Consider the following 20,370-nt stretch of genomic DNA (forward strand, 5'->3'; position numbering starts at 1 on the left):
AAAGGGTTGGACCCCGAACTTCGGTTCGGGGTCCAACCCTTTTTTGCTGTGCGTCACTTGAAGTTCACGTTGCGCAGCCACCATCCCGAGCATGGGTACTGCTGCAATGCTCAGGGCCGCCGGCGTCGGAGTCGGTGACGAGGTCGTCGTACCGGCCTTCGGGAACGCCGAGGTCGCCGAGGCCGTGGTCCTGGCCGGGGCGCTTCCGGTGTTCGCCGACATAGACCCGGTCACGTACTGCCTGGACGCCGCTGCCGTCGAGGCGGTCGTGACCGCACGGACCGCGGCCGTGGTGGTCGTGCACCGCTTCGGGCGGTTCGCCGACATCGCCCGGCTGCACGGTGTCGGACAGCGGCACGGACTGCTCGTCCTGGAGCAGGGCGAGTCCGAGGTGCCGTACGACGAAATCGCTCAGCGCCGGCAGCGGGCCGCTTATCTGGACTCCAAGTTGAAGGGTGTGACGACGCCCGACGGGGGTGACGGCCACACCTATCAGCAGTACGTCGTGCGCGTGCCCGGGAACGGACGGCCCGACCGGGATGCCTTCGCACGCGCCGTGCGCGCCCGCGGGGTGGACTGCAAGGTCCCGGTGAAGACGCCCGTGCACCGGCTGCCCGAGTTCCGGCGGTGCGTGTCGCTGCCGGAGACCGAGCGTGCCGCCGACGAGACGCTCGCGCTGCCCGTGGACGCGGCGCTGACCAAGCGGGACATGCAGCGGATCGTCTCCGCGTGCAACGCGCTGGGCGGGTTGCTCCAGCCCGCAGTGTGAGAATTCGAGTCCCTGGACGGGCGGTTCGAAGCATGCGCGAATTCAGGGTATGATTTAGCTCGTTGCCGCGAGGGAGACCTCGAAGGCAACTGGCCCCTATAGCTCAGTCGGTAGAGCGTCTCCATGGTAAGGAGAAGGTCAACGGTTCGATTCCGTTTGGGGGCTCCGAAAGAAAAGGCCTCCGCCCTTACGGGCGGGGGCCTTTCTCGTATCCCCGGGAGGCTCAGTCCGTGTGGAGGCCCGGGACGCGCATCGCGAGGATCGCCATGTCGTCGGACGGGGCGTCAGAGGCGAAGCGTTCCACGGCGCGCATGATGCGGGCGGCGACCGCGCCTGCCGTCAGGCCGGTGCAGGTCGTCAGGACGTCGGTGAGACCGTCGTCGCCGAGCATGCGGCTTCCCTCACGGCGCTCGGTGACGCCGTCCGTGACGCACAGCAGGACGTCGCCGGGGTCGAGGGTGACGGTCTGCTCGTAGAGCTCCAGGTCCTCCATCACGCCCAGCAGCGGCTGGGGTTCGGCGGCCGGCTCGACCGTGCCGTCCTGGCGCAGGCGGAGTGGGAGTGGGTGACCGGCGCAGACCACCTTCAACTCCGCGCTGCCGTCCTCCTGCGGCCGCAGTTCGCCGTAGAGGAGGGTCAGGAAGCGGCTGCGGGCGCCCTCGTCGAGGATCGCGGAGTTGAGGCGCTCCAGGACCGCCGGGCCGCTGAGGCCCTCCCGGGCCAGCAGGCGCAGGGCGTGGCGGGCGAGGCCGGTGACCGCCGCCGCGTTCGGGCCCGTGCCGCAGACGTCGCCGATGGCGAAGCCGTAGGCGCCGTCGCTGATCGGGAAGAGGTCGTAGAAGTCGCCGCCGACTTCGTTGCCCTCGCCGGCCGCGCGGTAGATGACCTCGACCTCCACGCCCTCGATCTCGGGGAGTTCGGGCGGCAGGAGGCTGCGCTGGAGGGCCTGGCTGATGGCCGTGCGCTCCGAGTACAGGCGGGCGTTGTCCAGGGCCAGGGCCGCTCGGCGGGAGAGGTCCTCGGCCAGTTCCAGGATCTCCTGGCGGAAGTGTTCGTCGGTCGGCTTGCCGAGGGTCAGCATGCCGATCACCCGGTTGCGGGCCACCAACGGGAGTACGACGGTCTCGCCGCCGACCGCGGAGGCCGTGGCGAGCGTCGGGCCGACGCCGGAGCTGGCGCGGGGGAGCGGCTCGCGCAGGCCCAGGCTGCGCATGGAGGTGCGCAGCGCGGCCTGGTGGGCGGCCTGCGCGGGGGCGGACCAGATGCGGGCGCCGGGGGTGGGCACCGGGTCGGGCGGGGCGATCTTCGAGAGCAACGACTTGATGCCGTCGATGAGTTCCTCGTCCTCGTGCAGGACGTACGAGAGGTACGGCTCCGAGGCCTGGTCGGCGATCGTGTAGACCGCGCACCAGGTGGCCAGCGTCGGGACCGTCATCTGGGCCATCAGGGCGAGGGTCTGGTCGCGGTCCAGGGTGCCGGCGAGCAGGTCGGAGGCCTCGACCAGGAAGCTCAGCGAGCCTCGGCGCAGGCGTTCCAGTTCGCCGAGGCGGGCCGATTCGACGGCCAACGCGATGCGGTCGGCGGCGAACTGGAGCCGTAGGGCCTCCTCGTTGGAGTATCTGCCGGGGGCCTCCGCCGCAACGCCGAGGGAGCCGGTGAGGCGGCCCTCGACCTTCAGGGGGACCGTCACGACCGAGCGCATGCCGGTGCCGCTGAGCAGCGGGACGGCGCCGGGGACGGCCGACAGGTCGTCGTGGACCGCGGGCATGCGCGCGGAGCCGTAGCGGCCGGGGCCCGCCTCGACGGGGACGCGGGCGAAGCGCTGGCGGGCGGAGGGCAGGCCGGTGGAGGCGCGGACCTCCAACTCGGTCTCGTCGTCGGTCGCGAGGAGCAGGAAGGCGGAGTCGCCGTCGAGCATGTCGCGGGCGCGCTCCACCGTGCGCTGCAGGAGGCCGTCGAGGTCGTCCGGGGCCGGGGAGCCGATGAACACCTCGAAGGGGTCGGTGCTCTGGCCCTCGCCGGAGCCGCCGACGTCGGAGGACGGCATCCGCAACGGCGTCTGCAGGACCGCGCGTTCGTGGTCCCGGACGAGGAGGCAGACCGTGGAGGGCTCGCCGCCGGTGTCGCGGACCCGGAGATGGGAGGCGTAGACCGGGATGACCCGGCCGTTGGCGCCGCGGATGCCGTAACTGCCCTCCCAGCGGGAGAGTTGGAGGGCCTCCGCGATGCCGGTGCCGGTGCCCGGGGTGTGCGGCCAGGCGGCGAGGTCGGTGAGGGGCTTGCCGGTGACCTGCTCGGCGGGGTAGCCGAAGAGTTCCTCGGCGTCCTCGTTCCACGCCGAGATGGCGCCGGTGCGGTCGATCTGGACGACGGCGACGCGGACGCGGGCGTCGGCGATCGGGAGGAGGTCGGCGGGGAGCGCGGGGCCCGCGGCCCGGGTGCCCACCGGGCGCTCGGGAAGATCGAGCTGGAACCAGACCTGCTTGTGGGTGGGCGTGTACTCCACGCCCCAGCGGCCGGCCAGTGCCGCGCACAGCTGCAGGCCGCGGCCGCCTTCGCGGTCGGGGTTGCCCATGCTGAGGGTGGTGCCCTGGAGCGGGATCTCGCGCTCGGGGTAGCGGTCGGCGACCTCGATCCGGACGCCGTCGTCGGCGCGCAGGCACAACACGTCGGCGGAGGTGCCGGCGTGCACCACGGCGTTGGTCACCAGCTCGCTGGTGAGGACCACGGCGTCGTCGACGATGTCGGCGAAGCCCCAGCCCTGGAGGGTGTCGCGGACGAAGGAGCGGGCGCTCGCGACCGACCGCCCGACGGGCTCGAAGCTGGCGGCCGCGCGCGCGGTGATCACTGAACTCCTCGAGCGGTTGTCGACATGCAGGGCTCCGTGGCCGGCCGGCTCCTGCCGCTGATGCGGCAGGCCGCCCTTCGGCCGGGGTTCCGAGGGCTGCTCCCCCGGGATCAGTCCGGTGGTCATGTGTGCGGCCGCCCCTCCGATGCCCGCTCGTTTCCGTGCCACCGCCCGAGCCGGACGGACCGGTGCGGCTGGACAGCCGCATGCAAGGTTACTTACCTTCGCCGTCCACGCGGATGCCGGTCCGCCGTGTTTCCGCCCGGAGGGTGTGCGGACCGTGTGCGAAGCTGCCGAACTGTTATGGCCGGGTTCGGCCGGGGTGAAACACTGGGCAAGCTTGAGGTGAAGGTCCGGTCGGGCGGAATGGCTGTCGCTCACGGCGGGCAGCAGCCCGTGGTGCGGCCCGTGCGTCCGGCGGACATACCCAGCAGTAACCGGTGCTCCGGGCAGGAGCATCGGGAGCACGGCAGTGAAGGTCGACCCCTGCGGGAGGGACACAGTGGAGTCTGGCGCAGCGACGCGGGGCACGAAGACGCGCGCGAAAGGCGGACAGTCCCTGATGAAGGAGCGCAAACCGCGGGGTGGGACCACCACGGTGGACACGGCCTCCTTGAACCGACTGCTGGCGGCCCTCGTCTCGATGCGGGACGGGAACTTCCGCAAGCGGCTCACGGTCTCCGGCGACGGCGTGATGTCCGAGATCGCGGCCGTGTTCAACGAGGTGGCCGACCGCAATCTGCACCTGACCGGCGAGCTGGCCCGGGTGCGGCGCATGGTGGGGCGCGAGGGCAAGCTCACGGAGCGGCTGGAGACAGGCTCCTGCGAGGGCTCCTGGGCAGCGGCCGTCGACAACTCCAATGCCCTGGTCGACGACCTCGTACGGCCCGTCTCCGAGGTCGGCCGGGTGCTGTCCGCGGTGGCCGAGGGTGATCTGTCGCCGCGTATGGAGCTGCGCACGCAGGCCCCGGACGGGACCGGGCATCCGCTGCGCGGGGAGTTCCTGAAGGTCGGCCGTACCGTCAACAATCTGGTCGACCAGCTGTCCACGTTCACCGACGAGGTGACGCGGGTGGCCAGTGAGGTGGGCACCGAGGGCAAGCTGGGCGGACAGGCACGCGTGCGGGGCATGTCGGGTTCGTGGAAGGACCTCACGGACTCCGTCAACACGATGGCGTACCGGCTGACCGCGCAGGTGCGGGACATCGCGCTGGTGACCACGGCGGTCGCCAAGGGTGATCTGTCCCGGAAGGTCACGGTTCATGTGGCCGGCGAGATGCTGGAGCTGAAGAACACCGTCAACACGATGGTGGACCAGCTGTCGTCGTTCTCCTCCGAGGTGACCCGGGTCGCGCGCGAGGTGGGCACCGAGGGCGAGCTCGGCGGACAGGCGCAGGTGCCGGGTGTGGCCGGTGTGTGGAAGGACCTCACCGATTCGGTGAACCTGATGGCCGGCAACCTCACGGCCCAGGTGCGAGGCATCTCACAGGTGACCACGGCGGTCGCCAACGGCGATCTGTCGCAGAAGGTGACCGTGTCGGCGCGCGGCGAGGTCGCGCAGCTCGCGGACACCATCAACCAGATGACCGAGACCCTGCGGATCTTCGCGGACGAGGTCACGCGCGTGGCCAACGAGGTCGGTGCCGAGGGACGGCTGGGCGGCCAGGCCAACGTGCCGGGCGCGGCCGGGACGTGGAAGGACCTGACGGACTCCGTCAACACGGTTTTCCGGAACCTCACGATCCAGGTGCGGGACATCGCCGCGGTGACGACGGCCGTGGCCAATGGTGATCTCTCGCAGAAGGTCACCGTCGACGTGGCCGGCGAGATGCTGGAGCTGAAGAACACCGTCAACGGCATGGTGGACCAGCTCTCCTCCTTCGGTTCCGAGGTCACGCGCGTGGCCCGCGAAGTCGGCGTCGAGGGTGAGCTGGGCGGGCAGGCGCAGGTGCCGGGCGCGGCCGGGACGTGGAAGGACCTGACGGACTCCGTCAACACCGCGTTCCGCAACCTCACCGGTCAGGTCCGCAACATCGCCCAGGTGACGACGGCCGTGGCCAACGGCGATCTGTCGCAGAAGGTCACCGTGGACGTCTCCGGCGAGATGCTCCAGCTGAAGAACACCGTGAACACGATGGTGGACCAGCTGTCGGCCTTCGCCGACCAGGTGACGCGGATGGCCCGGGACGTGGGCACGGAGGGCCGCCTGGGCGGCCAGGCGGTCGTACCGGGGGTGTCCGGGACCTGGAAGGAGCTCACCGACTCCGTCAACTTCATGGGCGGCAACCTCACCTCGCAGGTGCGGCAGATCGCCCAGGTGACGACGGCGGTGGCCCGGGGCGACCTGTCCCAGAAGATCGACGTGGACGCGCGCGGGGAGATCCTGGAGCTGAAGAACACCATCAACACGATGGTCGACCAGCTCTCCGGCTTCGCCGAGCAGGTGACCCGGGTGGCCCGTGAGGTGGGCACCGAGGGCCGACTCGGCGGTCAGGCGCAGGTGCCCGGCGTGGCCGGTGTGTGGCGCGATCTGACCGACTCGGTGAACGGCATGGCCGGCAACCTCACCGCCCAGGTGCGCAACATCGCGCAGGTCGCCACCGCGGTGGCCCGGGGTGACCTGTCCCAGAAGATCACCGTGGACGCGCGCGGGGAGATCCTGGAGCTGAAGAACACCCTGAACACGATGGTCGACCAGCTGTCGTCGTTCGCGGAGGAGGTCACCAGGGTCGCCCGTGAGGTGGGCACGGAGGGCGAGCTCGGCGGGCAGGCCGAGGTGCAGGGGGTCTCCGGCACCTGGAAGGACCTCACCCAGTCGGTGAACTTCATGGCGAACAACCTGACCATCCAGGTGCGCAACATCGCCGAGGTCACGACCGCGGTGGCCAAGGGCGACCTGTCCAAGAAGATCACCGTGGACGCCAAGGGCGAGATCCTGGAGCTCGTCACCACCGTCAACACGATGGTGGACCAGCTCTCCTCCTTCGCCGAGCAGGTGACCCGGGTGGCCCGTGAGGTGGGCACCGAGGGCATCCTGGGCGGCCAGGCGCACGTGCCGGGCGTCACCGGCATCTGGAAGGACCTCAGCGACAACGTCAACCTGATGGCCAAGAACCTGACCATGCAGGTGCGGAACATCTCCCAGGTGGCGGCGGCGGTCGCCAACGGCGACCTGACCCGGACGGTGACCATCGAGGCGCGCGGCGAGGTCGCGCAGCTCGCGGACACCTTCAACACCATGGTGAAGACGCTGAGTTCGTTCGCCGACCAGGTCACCAAGGTGGCCCGTGAGGTGGGCACGGACGGCATCCTGGGCGGTCAGGCGCGGGTGCCGGGTGTGGCCGGTACCTGGAAGGACCTCACCGAGTCGGTGAACCAGATGGCGTCCAACCTGACCGGTCAGGTGCGGAACATCGCCATGGTGACCACCGCCATCGCCAAGGGCGATCTGACCAAGAAGATCGACATCGACGCGCGAGGCGAGATCCTCGAGCTCAAGACGACGATCAACACCATGGTCGACCAGCTCTCCTCCTTCGCCGAGGAGGTCACCCGCGTCGCCCGCGAGGTGGGTACCGAGGGGCAGCTCGGCGGCCAGGCACGCGTGCGTGACGTCGACGGAACCTGGCGGGACCTCACCGAGTCGGTGAACGAGATGGCCGGGAACCTGACCCGGCAGGTGCGTGCCATCGCGCGCGTGGCGACCGCGGTGACCCGCGGTGACCTGAACCTGAAGATCGACGTCGACGCCTCCGGCGAGATCCAGGAACTCCAGGACTACATCAACAAGATGATCGCCAACCTGCGTGACACCACGATCGCCAACAAGGAGCAGGACTGGCTCAAGGGCAACCTCGCCCGGATCTCCGCGCTGATGCAGGGCCGCCGGGACCTCCAGGACGTGGCCTCGCTGATCATGAGCGAGCTGACGCCGGTGGTCTCCGCGCAGCACGGCGCGTTCTTCCTGGCCATGCCGGACGCGCACCAGAGCGGCGAGGACCAGTACGAGCTGCGGATGCTCGGCTCGTACGGCTACTCGATGGGCTCCATGCCCACCTCGTTCCGGCCCGGTGAGGCGCTGGTGGGGACGGCGGCCCAGGAGAAGCGCACGATCCTGGTGGAGAACGCGCCCAGCGGCTATCTGAAGATCTCCTCCGGGCTCGGCGAGGCACCGCCCGCCCAGGTGATCGTGTTGCCGGTGCTGTTCGAGGGCCAGGTGCTCGGCGTGATCGAGCTGGCCTCCTTCACGCCGTTCACGCAGATCCAGAAGGACTTCCTGAACCAGATCGCGGAGATGATCGCGACCAGCGTCAACACCATCTCCGTCAACACCAAGACCGAGCAGCTGCTGAAGCAGTCCCAGGAGCTGACCGAGCAACTCCAGGAACGGTCGGCCGAGTTGGAGAACCGGCAGAAGGCCCTTCAGGCGTCCAACGCCGAACTGGAGGAGAAGGCCGAGCTGCTGGCCCGGCAGAACCGTGACATCGAGGTGAAGAACACCGAGATCGAGGAGGCGCGGCAGGTTCTGGAGGAGCGTGCCGAGCAGCTCGCGGTGTCCATGCGCTACAAGAGCGAGTTCCTCGCCAACATGTCGCACGAGCTGCGCACCCCGCTCAACTCGCTGCTGATCCTGGCCAAGCTGCTCGCCGACAACGCCGAGGGCAATCTGTCCCCGAAGCAGGTCGAGTTCGCCGAGACCATCCACGGCGCCGGTTCCGACCTGCTCCAGCTGATCAACGACATCCTCGACCTGTCCAAGGTCGAGGCGGGCAAGATGGACGTCTCCCCGACGCGCATCGCGCTCGTCCAGCTCGTCGACTACGTCGAGGCCACCTTCCGCCCGCTGACCGCGGAGAAGGGCCTGGACCTGTCGGTGCGGGTGTCGCCGGAGCTGCCCGCCACCCTGCACACCGACGAGCAGCGGCTGCTCCAGGTGCTGCGCAATCTGCTGTCCAACGCGGTGAAGTTCACCGACTCCGGGTCGGTCGAACTGGTCATCCGGCCGGCCGGGGCGGATGTGCCGGTGGCCATCCGGGAGCAGCTGCTGGAGACCGGTTCGCTGCGGGACGCGGACGCCGATCTGATCGCGTTCTCGGTGACCGACACCGGAATCGGCATCGCGGCCAGCAAGATGCGGGTGATCTTCGAGGCGTTCAAGCAGGCCGACGGCACGACCAGCCGCAAGTACGGCGGTACGGGTCTGGGGCTGTCGATCTCCCGGGAGATCGCGCAGCTCCTCGGCGGCGAGATCCACGCGCAGAGCGAACCGGGACGCGGCTCCACGTTCACGCTGTACCTGCCGCTGCACCCGAGCGAGCTGCCGCCGCAGGGCTACCACCAGCAGTCCATGCCCGTCCTGGAGGCCGGCGACCTGGTGGCGTCGGCCGCGGACCAGTCCGAGCTGTCGGACGTGGAGATCGAGACGCCGGCCGAGGTGAAGTCGTACCAGGAGACGCAGAACGGCGCCGCCGCGCTCTTCCGGCGCCGGCGCCGCAGGTCCGTGCACGAGCTGGAGCAGCGGCCGTTCCAGCAGGAGCCGTGGCCGACGGTGGAGCAGCAGGCGACGCCGCAGGTGCGCCGGGGCATCCGGTTCGGCGGGGAGAAGGTGCTGATCGTCGACGACGACATCCGCAACGTCTTCGCGCTGACCAGCGTCCTGGAGCAGCACGGCCTGTCGGTGCTGTACGCCGAGAACGGCCGGGAGGGCATCGAGGTGCTGGAGCAGCACGACGACGTGGCGGTCGTGCTGATGGACATCATGATGCCCGAGATGGACGGGTACGCGACGACCACGGCGATCCGCCGGATGCCGCAGTTCGCCGGGCTGCCGATCATCGCGCTGACCGCGAAGGCGATGAAGGGCGACCGGGAGAAGGCGATCGAGTCGGGCGCCTCCGACTACGTCACCAAGCCGGTCGACCCCGATCACCTGCTGTCGGTGATGGAGCAGTGGATGCGGGAGGCGTGACGGTATCGGTCGGGCTTCGTACGGGCCCGGTGTGCGGGCCCGGGAAGGGCAGGTCGGGAACCTACGGTGGGCACACGGAGTTGCTGACTCAGTGTGCTCGACGCCGTGTAGAAGTACGGGATTCGGGGAACCTTCTGGTCTCCCGCTACGTTTCTGCTACGTGCACAGTGACATCGCGGTGACAGGGTGTGGCGACGGGCGGGGTGCGGCTACCATGACCGGCACGAGGACGGGCGGCGCAAGGGAGCCGTCCCCTGGGGCGGCACCCGCCGGTGCTGCGCCAAGTCCTGCGGACAGGGGAGGCCCCATGCCGGGGCGAGGAGGGCGGGCCATGGTGCAGAAGGCCAAGATCCTCCTGGTCGATGACCGGCCGGAGAATCTGCTCGCGCTGGAGGCGATCCTCTCTGCGCTCGATCAGACCCTGGTGCGGGCATCGTCCGGGGAGGAAGCGCTCAAAGCACTGCTCACGGACGACTTCGCGGTCATTCTGCTGGACGTCCAGATGCCGGGAATGGACGGTTTCGAAACCGCGGCGCACATCAAGCGCCGGGAGCGGACCCGGGACATCCCGATCATCTTCCTCACGGCGATCAATCACGGTCCCCACCACACCTTCCGCGGCTATGCCGCCGGTGCGGTGGACTACATCTCCAAGCCGTTCGACCCGTGGGTGCTGCGGGCGAAGGTCTCGGTCTTCGTCGAGCTGTACATGAAGAACTGCCAGCTCAGGGAGCAGGCGGCGCTGCTGCGGCTCCAGTTGGAGGGCGGCGGCAAGGCTCCGGGTGCCGAGACGAAGGAATCGGCGGGGCTGCTCGCCGAACTGTCGGCGCGGCTCGCGGCGGTCGAGGAGCAGGCCGAGGCGCTGTCCAAGCAGCTCGACGACGAGTCGGCGGACGCGGCGGCCGTCGCCACGGCGGCTCATCTGGAGCGCAAGCTCACCGGACTGCGGCGCGCGCTGGACGCGTTGGAGCCGGGCGCCGGGAACACCTCCTCGGTGACCTCGCAGAACTGACGCCCGGTCGGGGCGCGTTGGAGATGACCTCTTGGTGAACCTGCGTCAGTTCAGCGCCGTCGCTACGGCGACACGAACGGGTGAAGCGGTGGGCACACGTGTCCGCTGTGGTCTCCACCGGTAACCTCACACCTATGGCCTCACGTCCCTCCGCAGCCAAGAAGCAGCCGGCGAAGAAGGCTGCCGCTCCCGCGAAGGGCCCGGCGAAGAAGACCGCCGCGAAAAAGGCTCCCGCGAAGAAGGCACCCGCCAAGAAGGTCGCCGCGAGGAAGCCCGCGCCCAGGCCGGCTCCCAGCCCCACCGGGGGCATCTACCGGCTGGTGCGCGCCGTCTGGCTCGGGCTCGCGCACGCCGTCGGCGCGGTGTTCCGCGGCATAGGGCAGGGCGCCAGGAACCTCGACCCCGCCCACCGCAAGGACGGCGTCGCGCTGCTGCTGCTCGGTCTCGGGCTGATCGTCGCCGCGGGTACCTGGTCCAACCTGCGCGGTCCCGTCGGTGAGCTGGTCGAGATGCTGGTGGCCGGCGCCTTCGGCCGGCTCGACCTGCTGGTGCCCATCCTGCTCGCGGTGATCGCCGTACGGTTCATCCGGCATCCGGAGCAGCCCGAGGCCAACGGCCGGATCGTGATCGGCCTGTCCGCCCTGGTCATCGGCGTCCTCGGCCAGGTGCACATCGCCTGCGGCTCGCCCGCCCGCAGCGACGGCATGCAGGCGATAAGGGACGCCGGCGGCCTCATCGGCTGGAGCGCGGCGACTCCGCTGACGTTCACGATGGGCGAGGTCCTCGCCGTACCCCTGCTGGTGCTGGTCACGGTCTTCGGGCTGCTGGTCGTCACCGCCACCCCCGTCAACGCCATCCCGCAGCGGCTGCGGCTGCTCGGGGTCAGGCTCGGCATCGTCGCCGATCCGGGGGCCGAGGAGTACTTCGAGGACGACGAGCGCTACGACGACCAGTGGCGCGAGGCGCTGCCCGCGCGCCCCCGGCGGCGCGGACCGGCGCCCGAGGCCTACGACCCCGAAGGCGCCGAGCACGAGGCGCTCTCGCGGCGCCGGGGCCGGCCCCGGCGGTCCGCGGTGCCCCAGCCCGACATGGGCCGCCCCATGGACGCCGTGGACGTCGCCGCCGCGGCCGCCGCCGCGCTGGACGGGGCCGTACTGCACGGGATGCCGCCCTCGCCGGTCGTCGCCGACCTCACCCAGGGCGTGAGCGCGGGAGACCGCGAGGAGACCACACCGGCGCCGACTCCGACGCCCGTGCCGGCCGCGCGGCCCAAGCAGGAGAAGCTGAGGACCGAGGTCGCCGACCTCACCAAGCCCGCGCCCGAGGCCCCCAGCGACCTGCCGCCGCGCGCGGAGCAGCTCCAGCTCTCCGGCGACATCACGTACGCGCTGCCCTCGCTCGACCTCCTCACGCGCGGGGGGCCCGGCAAGTCGCGCAGCGCCGCCAACGACGCGGTCGTCGCCTCGCTCACCAACGTCTTCACCGAGTTCAAGGTCGACGCCGCCGTCACGGGCTTCACGCGCGGGCCGACGGTCACGCGCTACGAGGTCGAACTGGGCCCGGCGGTGAAGGTCGAGCGGATCACCGCGCTGACCAAGAACATCGCGTACGCCGTGGCCAGCCCGGACGTGCGGATCATCTCGCCGATCCCCGGCAAGTCGGCCGTGGGCATCGAGATCCCCAACACCGACCGGGAGATGGTCAACCTCGGTGACGTGCTGCGGCTCGCGGCCGCCGCGGAGGACGACCACCCGATGCTGGTGGCGCTCGGCAAGGACGTCGAGGGCGGCTACGTCATGGCCAACCTCGCGAAGATGCCGCACGTCCTGGTCGCCGGAGCCACCGGTTCCGGAAAGTCCTCGTGCATCAACTGCCTGATCACCTCGATCATGGTCAGGGCGACCCCCGAGGACGTCCGGATGGTCCTCGTCGACCCCAAGCGTGTCGAGCTGACGGCCTACGAGGGCATCCCGCACCTGATCACGCCGATCATCACCAATCCCAAGCGGGCCGCCGAGGCGCTCCAGTGGGTCGTACGGGAGATGGATCTTCGCTACGACGATCTGGCGGCGTACGGATTCCGGCACATCGACGACTTCAACCAGGCCATAAGGGACGGCAAGGTCAAGCCGCCGGAGGGCAGCGAGCGCGAGCTCCAGCCGTATCCGTATCTGCTGGTGATCGTCGACGAGCTCGCCGACCTGATGATGGTCGCGCCGCGGGACGTCGAGGACGCGATCGTGCGGATCACCCAGCTGGCCCGTGCGGCCGGCATCCATCTGGTGCTCGCCACGCAGCGGCCCTCCGTCGACGTGGTCACCGGTCTGATCAAGGCGAACGTGCCCTCGCGGCTCGCCTTCGCCACCTCCTCGCTCGCCGACTCCCGGGTCATCCTCGACCAGCCCGGTGCCGAGAAGCTGATCGGCAAGGGCGACGGGCTCTTCCTGCCGATGGGCGCCAACAAGCCCACCCGTATGCAGGGCGCCTTCGTCACCGAGGACGAGGTCGCGGCGGTCGTCCAGCACTGCAAGGACCAGATGGCGCCGGTCTTCCGGGACGACGTCACCGTGGGGACCAAGCAGAAGAAGGAGATCGACGAGGACATCGGCGACGACCTCGACCTGCTCTGCCAGGCGGCGGAACTGGTGGTCTCCACCCAGTTCGGGTCGACGTCCATGCTCCAGCGCAAGCTGCGGGTGGGCTTCGCCAAGGCCGGGCGGCTGATGGACCTGATGGAGTCGCGGAACATCGTCGGGCCGAGCGAGGGCTCCAAGGCACGTGACGTTCTGGTGAAGCCCGACGAGCTGGATGGCGTGCTGGCGCAGATCCGCGGGGAGGCTTGAGGAGAGTCCCCCGCGGGCCGGGCCGTCGATGTCGGATCGTGACTCACCCGTAAGGGATCATTGAGCAACCGTTTCCCTACGACGTACGTCAAGTTGAGGGAAGCGAAAAGCTGCTGCCCCACCATCGGTGTGCCGGGCCATACCGATGGCGTACAAAGTCCTGCCGCCCGGTTGCCCCAGGCATTCGCACCCCCCCTAGACTGAACTTCCAGCACAGGTGGCTACACGCTCGAAAGGCGCCCCCGTGTCCATCGGCAACTCCCCTGAAGACGAGCGTCCGTTCGAAGACGTTTCCGACGAAGCCCGCCTCTCCGTCGGCCGAGCTCTCCAGCAGGCGCGTATCGCTGCCGGACTGACCGTCGACGACGTCAGCAACGCCACCCGGGTCCGCCTGCCCATCGTGCACGCCATCGAGGCGGACGACTTCACCCCGTGCGGCGGGGACGTGTACGCCCGCGGCCACATCAGGACCCTGGCCAAGGCCGTCGCCATCGACCCCGGCCCGCTGCTCGACCAGTACGACGCGGACCACGGCGGGCGGCCCGCGCCGACGCCCGCGGCGCCGCTGTTCGAGGCGGAACGCATCCGCCCGGAACGGCGGGGGCCGAACTGGACCGCGGCGATGGTCGCCGCGATCGTGGCCGTGGTCGGCTTCGTCGGCTTCACCGCGTTCAAGGGTGACGACGGCGGCTCGGCGGCGGTCGCCGAGGGCGCCACGCCCTCCACCAGCAAGTCCGCCACGACCAAGCCCAAGACCGAGAAGCCCGAGGATCCGAAGCCGGAGCCGTCCGACAGCGCCATCGCCGCCGCGCCTCAGGACAAGGTGACGGTCCAGGTCAGCACCCCCGACGGCCAGAGCTGGATCTCCGCCAAGGACCACAGCGGCGGACTCCTCTTCGACGGTCTGCTCAAGCAGGGCGAGACCAAGACCTTCCAGGACAGCGAGAAGATCAACCTCGTCCTCGGTGACGCGGGCTCGATCGAGCTCTACGTCAACGGCAAGAAGATCGACGAGAACTGGCGGCCGGGGGCCGTGGAGCGCCTCACGTACACCAAGGGCGACCCCCAGGCCGGCTGAGCACGGAGCACACAAGGACGGGGTCGGCCAAGATCGGCCAACCCCGTCGACGTGGGGTGTCAGTGAGACAAAGTAGTCTTGAGCCCATGCCTGAACGCCGTACCGTCGCACTCGTCACTCTTGGCTGCGCCCGTAACGAGGTGGACTCGGAGGAGCTCGCAGGCCGCTTGGAGGCGGACGGCTGGGATCTCGTGGAGGACGCCTCCGACGCGGATGTCGCCGTCGTCAACACCTGTGGCTTCGTCGACGCCGCCAAGAAGGACTCCGTCGACGCCCTCCTGGAGGCCAATGACCTCAAGGGCCACGGGAGAACCCAGGCGGTGGTGGCGGTCGGCTGCATGGCCGAGCGATACGGCAAGGAGCTCGCGGAGGCGCTGCCCGAGGCCGACGGGGTGCTCGGCTTCGACGACTACGCGGTCATCTCCGACCGGCTGCAGACCATCCTGAACGGCGGCATCCACGCCGCGCACACCCCCCGCGACCGGCGCAAGCTGCTGCCGATCAGCCCTGCCGAGCGCCAGGAATCGGCCGCCGACGTGGCGCTGCCCGGGCACGCGCCCGTGGACCTCCCGGAAGGGCTCGCGCCCGCCTCCGGCCCGCGCGCCCCCCTGCGCCGCCGGCTCGACGGCGCCCCCGTCGCCTCGGTGAAGCTCGCCTCCGGCTGCGACCGGCGCTGCACCTTCTGCGCCATCCCGTCCTTCCGCGGCTCCTTCATCTCGCGCCGCCCCAGCGACGTGCTCAACGAGACGCGCTGGCTCGCGGAGCAGGGCGTCAAGGAGATCATGCTGGTCTCCGAGAACAACACCTCCTACGGCAAGGACCTCGGCGACATCCGCCTGCTGGAGTCCCTGCTGCCCGAGCTGGCCGCGGTCGACGGCCTGGAGCGGGTGCGGGTCAGCTACCTCCAGCCGGCCGAGATGCGCCCAGGGCTGATCGACGTCCTCACCGCCACGCCCAAGGTCGCGCCCTACTTCGACCTGTCCTTCCAGCACTCCGCGCCCGACGTGCTGCGCGCGATGCGCCGCTTCGGCGACACCGACCGCTTCCTGGAGCTGCTCGACACCATCCGGAGCAAGGCTCCCGAGGCGGGCGTGCGCTCCAACTTCATCGTGGGCTTCCCCGGCGAGTCCGAGGCCGATCTGGCCGAGCTGGAGCGTTTCCTCACCCACGCGCGGCTGGACGCCATCGGCGTCTTCGGCTACTCCGACGAGGAGGGCACCGAAGCGGCGACGTACGACGGCAAGCTGGACGTCGACGTCGTGGCCGAGCGCCTGGCACGCGTCTCCCGGCTGGCCGAGCAGCTCGTCTCGCAGCGGGCCGAGGAACGCCTGGGGGAGACCGTGCGGGTCCTCGTGGAGTCCGTGGACGAGGAGGGCGTGTACGGCCGCGGCGCGCACCAGGCGCCGGAGACGGACGGCCAGGTGCTGCTCACGAGCGGCGAGGGCCTGAGTGTCGGTCGTATGGTCGAGGCGAAGGTGGTCGGCACCGAGGGCGTCGACCTGGTGGCCGAGCCGCTGCAGGGCTCGTTCGTACCCGATGAGGAGGCGGCCAGATGACCGGAGTCCCGGCATCCGCCGCGGGCGGCGCCGCCAAGGCGGCGGCCGCTGTCTCCGGCGAACCCGCCGGGGGCGGTCAGCCGGTGCGGGGCGGGAAGATCGCGGCGGCGGCCGTCAACCAGGCCAGCGTCTGGAATGTCGCCAACCTCCTGACCATGCTGCGGCTGCTGCTCGTCCCCGCGTTCGTCGCGCTGATGCTGGCCGACGGCGGCTACGACCCGGCGTGGCGCTCGTTCGCCTGGGCTGCCTTCGCCGTCGCCATGATCACCGACCTGTTCGACGGGCATCTGGCGCGGACGTACAACCTGGTCACCGACTTCGGGAAGATCGCCGACCCCATAGCCGACAAGGCGATCATGGGGGCGGCGCTGATCTGTCTGTCCGGGCTCGGCGATCTGCCGTGGTGGGTGACCGCGGTGATCCTCGGCCGGGAACTCGGCGTCACCCTGCTGCGTTTTCTGGTCATCCGCTACGGCGTCATCCCGGCGAGCCGGGGCGGCAAGCTCAAGACGCTCACGCAGGGCGTGGCCGTCGGGATGTACATCCTGGCGCTGACGGGATGGCTGGCCACTCTCCGGTTCTGGGTGATGGGTGCGGCGGTCGTGCTGACCGTGGTGACCGGGCTCGACTATGTAAGACAAGCCATTGTGCTGCGCAGGCAGGGAATCGCGGAGCGCAAGGCCGCGCTGGAGGAGACGGACGCGTGAATTCCCCCGCCGCTGAAGTGGTGCGACTACTGACCGTGAGGGGCGAGACGCTCGCCGTCGCGGAATCGCTCACCGGTGGTCTTGTTGCGGCGGAAATCACAGCGGCTCCTGGTGCGTCGCAGGCCTTCCGGGGCTCGGTGACCGCCTACGCCACCGACCTCAAGCAGCGGGTGCTCGGGGTCGACGCGGCCCTGCTGGAGCGGCGTGGAGCGGTGGACCCGCAGGTCGCGGCCGAGATGGCGGCGGGCGTGCGCAAGGCTCTGGGCGCCGACTGGGGCATCGCGACGACCGGTGTCGCGGGTCCCGACGAGCAGGACGGGCAGCCGGTGGGAACCGTTTTCGTGGCCGTGGACGGGCCCCGCGCGGCGGATTCCGGGTCCGCCGGTGGCGGGAAAGTGGCCTCGCTGCGGTTGAACGGCGACCGGGCGGAAATTCGTATGGAGAGTGTACGGAGCGTGCTCGCCCTGCTCCTGCAGCAGCTGGCGAGCGAACAGCCAGAGAATGAGCGGGCACAGGATACGGAACAGAACGGGGGGTTTTGATGTTTGCAGCCCTGAGTGAACACGACATCGCTCCCCGCACGGCCGCAGCGCGAGGCGGTACGGTGGGGCGTGAAGGATGCGGCTACGCGGTCCGAGGAGGGAGCCACCGATGATTCTGCTCCGTCGCCTGCTGGGTGACGTGCTGCGTCGGCAGCGCCAGCGCCAGGGCCGTACTCTGCGCGAAGTCTCCTCGTCCGCCCGAGTTTCGCTCGGCTATCTCTCCGAGGTGGAGCGGGGGCAGAAGGAGGCTTCCTCCGAGCTGCTCTCCGCCATCTGCGACGCGCTGGACGTACGGATGTCCGAGCTCATGCGGGAAGTGAGCGACGAGCTCGCTCTCGCCGAGCTGGCCCAGTCTGCTGCGGCCACCCCCAGCGAACCCGTGCCCACGTCGGTCCGACCGATGCTGGGTTCCGTTTCGGTGACCGGTGTGCCACCGGAACGGGTGACGATCAAGGCGCCCGCGGAAGCTGTGGACGTGGTCGCCGCGTGAATCCCACGCCCGTGGGCGCATGATCCGATCCATGCGCTGAGGAAGTGTGCGAAGCCCCGGCCGGGGCTCTCCAAGTGAACTGGAGAGGCGACGGCCGGGGCTTTCGTGCATCGTGGAGGGCGTGACTCGGGGCCGGCACACCGATCGGAGCACATGCATGTACGTCGTGAAGAGCCCGCTGTCCGACACGGACCTGAAGACCGTGTCCGAGGCGCTGCAAGGCGCTCTCGTCGACCTCGTGGACCTCGCCCTGGTGGCGAAGCAGATCCACTGGAACGTGATCGGGCCTCGGTTCCGTTCCGTGCATCTGCAGCTGGACGAGGTCGTGACCACCGCGCGCACGCACTCCGACACCGTCGCCGAGCGGGCGTCGGCGCTGGGTGTCTCGCCCGACGGGCGCGCCGCGACGGTGGCCGCGGGCACCGGCATCGAGACCGCGCCCGAGGGCTGGATCAAGGACGCGGACGCGGTGGGCACGATGGTGAACGCGCTGGGTGCGGTGATCACCCGGATGCGGGAGCGGGTCGGGGCGACCGGTGAGGCGGACCCCGTCAGCCAGGACATGTTCATCACCATCACGGCCGAGCTGGAGAAGCACCACTGGATGTTCCAGGCCGAGAACGGCTGACGCGGGTGCTCCCGTGTGCCGTCGGTGCGCCCTCGTAGCGGCCGGGGCGGTGATCTAGCGTCGGGCTGGAGGTGGCGGTCATGGCGGGGATAGCGCGCTGGGGGGCTGCGCTCGGGCTCGGGGCGCTGTGGTGGTGGGCCGTGCTGCGGCTCGCCGTCGCGCCGGACGCCGGAGCGGTGGAGGGCGCGATCGCCGCCGGGGGGTGGGGCCTGAGCCTACTGCCGGTGCACTGTGTGCCGAAGACGCGGGCCGCGGGCGCGCTGGCCACGGGACGATGGAGACGGGCGTGGCGGGCGGCCGGGGTCACCACGGCATCGCCACGCCCCCGTTCGGACGCAGGATCTGACCCGTCGTGAAAGCCGAGGCGTCGGACGCCAGATACAGCACCGCGTGCGCCACGTCCTCCGGTTCACCGACCCGGCCCAGGGGCGCCATCCGCGTCATGAGCGCCTCGGTGTGCGCCTGCGCCTCGTCATCGTGGCGGTCCGTCATGGGCGTACGGATCCAGCCCGGCGCTACGGCGTTCACCCGGATGCCGTGACGGCCGACCTCGGTCGCGAGCGTCTTGGTCAGCTGGACGACGGCCGCCTTGGCCGCGCCGTAGCAGAGCAGCCCGGGGCCGCCGGTGTCGACGGCGCCCGAGGCCATGGTGACGATGCTGCCCCGCACGCGCCGGGCGAGCATCAGGCGGGCGGCCTCCTGGCAGGCGTACAGGACGCCCTTGAAGTTGATGGCCAGGACGCGGTCCAGGTCCTCCTCGGTGGTCTCCAGGACCGGGCTGCTGTGCATGATCCCGGCGACCGCGGCCATGATGTCCAGGCGCTCGCAGGACCCGACGGCCTGCCGGAGCCGGCCGCGGTCGGTGACGTCCAGGGGGTGGAGGTGGGCGGTGCCGCCCTCCTCCTCGACCAGGGCGGCCGTCTCGTCCAGGCCGTGCGGGTCGCGGTCGGCGCAGTGCACGGTGGCCCCGGCCTGCGCGAGCAGCACGGCCGAGGCGCGGCCGATGCCGCTGGCGGCTCCGGTGACGAAGGCGGTGCGTCCGGTGAGGTCGTACGCGCTGACGGCCATGAGGGGACGGTACGAGGGTTTCTGACGGTCCGTCAATTGGCGGTACGGCGGCGATGTCCCGGTGTGGGGGCCGGGCCGCGCTGGCAGCTCGGGCACCAGTAGGTGGGCCGTTCACGGGCGCCGTCGCCCTGGTTCGCGGAGCGGATGGGGGTGCCGCAGCGCAGGCAGGCGCGCGGTGCACGGCCGTAGACGAAGAGGTCCGGACCGCGGCGGCCCGTCGTGCTGCGGACCGGGCGGTCGCGGTTGGCCTCCAGGAGCTTCTTGGCGAGGACGGGGAGGTGCGCCGCGCGGTCGGACGGGAGGGCGCCGACCGGGAGCCAGGGTGTGACGCCGAGGAGGAAGCAGAGCTCGCTCTTGTAGATGTTGCCGATGCCGGCGAGGTTGCGCTGGTCGAGGAGGGCCTCGCCGAGCGCGCGGGCGGGGTCCGCCAGGAGGTTGGCCAGTGCCTGGTCGGGGTCCCAGTCCGGCCCGAGGAGGTCGGGGCCGAGGTGGCCCACGGCCCGGGACTCTTCGGTGGTGCGGATGAGGTCGAGGAGCGGGAGGCGGTAGCCGACGGCCGTGCGGTCGGCGGTGGCGAGGACCGCGCGGATCTGGTGGGCGGGGCCGCCGGTCCAGCGCTGCCGGTCGGCGTAGATCCTCCAGGAGCCCTCCATGCCGAGGTGCGAGTGCAGGGTCAGGCCGCCCTCGACGCGGGTGAGGAGGTGCTTGCCGCGCGGGGTGACGTCCAGGACGGTGCGGTCGGCGAGGTCGACCGTGGCGAACTTGGGCACTCTGAAGTCGCTGCGGGTCAGCACCTGGCCCGCGAGGGCTGCGTGCAGGCGCCGGGCGGCCTGCCAGACCGTGTCTCCTTCGGGCATGGGT

Annotated in this window: 14 protein-coding genes and 1 tRNA gene; 12 read left to right on the forward strand and 3 right to left on the reverse strand. The window is 70.4% G+C overall.

What is annotated here, in order from left to right; translation table 11 throughout:
* The first annotated feature begins 106 nt into the window (after positions 1-106).
* Together M8H82_RS35465 and M8H82_RS35470 are read left to right on the forward strand one after the other, a co-directional pair.
* On the forward strand, positions 107-769 hold the full coding sequence (locus M8H82_RS35465) for a DegT/DnrJ/EryC1/StrS family aminotransferase (RefSeq protein WP_250079726.1): 663 nt from the start codon (positions 107-109) through the stop codon (positions 767-769).
* Between the two features lie 92 nt (positions 770-861).
* A tRNA-Thr gene (locus tag M8H82_RS35470) sits at positions 862-934 on the forward strand.
* 58 nt (positions 935-992) lie between these two features.
* Here M8H82_RS35470 and M8H82_RS35475 read toward each other — a convergent pair.
* Positions 993-3,743, reverse strand: coding sequence for a SpoIIE family protein phosphatase (locus M8H82_RS35475; RefSeq protein WP_250079706.1), 2,751 nt, complete (start codon positions 3,741-3,743; stop codon positions 993-995).
* A gap of 376 nt (positions 3,744-4,119) precedes the next feature.
* On the opposite strand from M8H82_RS35475, the gene M8H82_RS35480 reads away from it, so the two are divergent.
* The 10 genes from M8H82_RS35480 to M8H82_RS35525 all read left to right on the forward strand — a co-directional run bounded on the left by M8H82_RS35480 (position 4,120) and on the right by M8H82_RS35525 (position 18,797).
* Positions 4,120-9,585, forward strand: coding sequence for a HAMP domain-containing protein (locus M8H82_RS35480; RefSeq protein WP_250079708.1), 5,466 nt, complete (start codon positions 4,120-4,122; stop codon positions 9,583-9,585).
* A gap of 331 nt (positions 9,586-9,916) precedes the next feature.
* Positions 9,917-10,597 carry a two-component system response regulator gene (locus M8H82_RS35485; protein WP_250079710.1) on the forward strand — a complete coding sequence of 227 codons (681 nt, stop codon included), beginning with the start codon at positions 9,917-9,919 and terminating at the stop codon, positions 10,595-10,597.
* Positions 10,598-10,731: 134 nt separating this feature from the next.
* Positions 10,732-13,440: a DNA translocase FtsK gene (locus tag M8H82_RS35490; protein ID WP_250079712.1), complete on the forward strand. Its 2,709-nt coding sequence runs from the start codon at positions 10,732-10,734 to the stop codon at positions 13,438-13,440.
* A 244-nt stretch (positions 13,441-13,684) separates the two neighbouring features.
* Positions 13,685-14,518: a helix-turn-helix domain-containing protein gene (locus M8H82_RS35495; protein ID WP_250079715.1), complete on the forward strand. Its 834-nt coding sequence runs from the start codon at positions 13,685-13,687 to the stop codon at positions 14,516-14,518.
* 86 nt (positions 14,519-14,604) lie between these two features.
* Positions 14,605-16,074: a 30S ribosomal protein S12 methylthiotransferase RimO gene (rimO, locus tag M8H82_RS35500; protein WP_250079717.1), complete on the forward strand. Its 1,470-nt coding sequence runs from the start codon at positions 14,605-14,607 to the stop codon at positions 16,072-16,074.
* Positions 16,071-16,781 (forward strand): CDP-diacylglycerol--glycerol-3-phosphate 3-phosphatidyltransferase, encoded by a 711-nt coding sequence (pgsA, locus tag M8H82_RS35505; RefSeq protein WP_250079718.1) that lies wholly within the window; start codon positions 16,071-16,073, stop codon positions 16,779-16,781. The genes rimO and pgsA overlap by 4 nt, the downstream gene beginning before the upstream one ends.
* Entirely contained in the window at positions 16,778-17,323 is a 546-nt protein-coding gene (locus M8H82_RS35510; RefSeq protein ID WP_250079720.1) for a nicotinamide-nucleotide amidohydrolase family protein, read from the forward strand. Before pgsA ends, M8H82_RS35510 begins: the two co-directional genes overlap by 4 nt.
* A 109-nt stretch (positions 17,324-17,432) precedes the next feature.
* A complete protein-coding gene (locus M8H82_RS35515) occupies positions 17,433-17,813 on the forward strand; it encodes a helix-turn-helix domain-containing protein (RefSeq protein ID WP_015657463.1) in 381 nt (126 codons plus the stop codon).
* 157 nt (positions 17,814-17,970) lie between these two features.
* Positions 17,971-18,441 carry a Dps family protein gene (locus M8H82_RS35520; protein ID WP_250079721.1) on the forward strand — a complete coding sequence of 157 codons (471 nt, stop codon included), beginning with the start codon at positions 17,971-17,973 and terminating at the stop codon, positions 18,439-18,441.
* 80 nt (positions 18,442-18,521) lie between these two features.
* The gene (locus M8H82_RS35525; RefSeq protein WP_250079723.1) at positions 18,522-18,797 is read left to right on the forward strand and encodes a hypothetical protein; all 276 of its coding nucleotides are present in this window, start codon (positions 18,522-18,524) and stop codon (positions 18,795-18,797) included.
* On the opposite strand, the gene M8H82_RS35530 is transcribed toward M8H82_RS35525, so the two are convergent.
* Positions 18,745-19,509, reverse strand: a complete 765-nt coding sequence (locus M8H82_RS35530) for an SDR family NAD(P)-dependent oxidoreductase (protein ID WP_250079724.1) — start codon at positions 19,507-19,509, stop codon at positions 18,745-18,747. The genes M8H82_RS35525 and M8H82_RS35530 overlap by 53 nt on opposite strands.
* Before the next feature lie 32 nt (positions 19,510-19,541).
* Positions 19,542-20,366, reverse strand: coding sequence for a DNA-formamidopyrimidine glycosylase family protein (locus M8H82_RS35535; RefSeq protein WP_250079727.1), 825 nt, complete (start codon positions 20,364-20,366; stop codon positions 19,542-19,544).
* Between the last annotated feature and the right edge of the window lie 4 nt (positions 20,367-20,370).

Origin of the sequence: Streptomyces sp. YS415, assembly GCF_023544665.1 — a bacterium.
Lineage (GTDB): Bacteria > Actinomycetota > Actinomycetes > Streptomycetales > Streptomycetaceae > Streptomyces.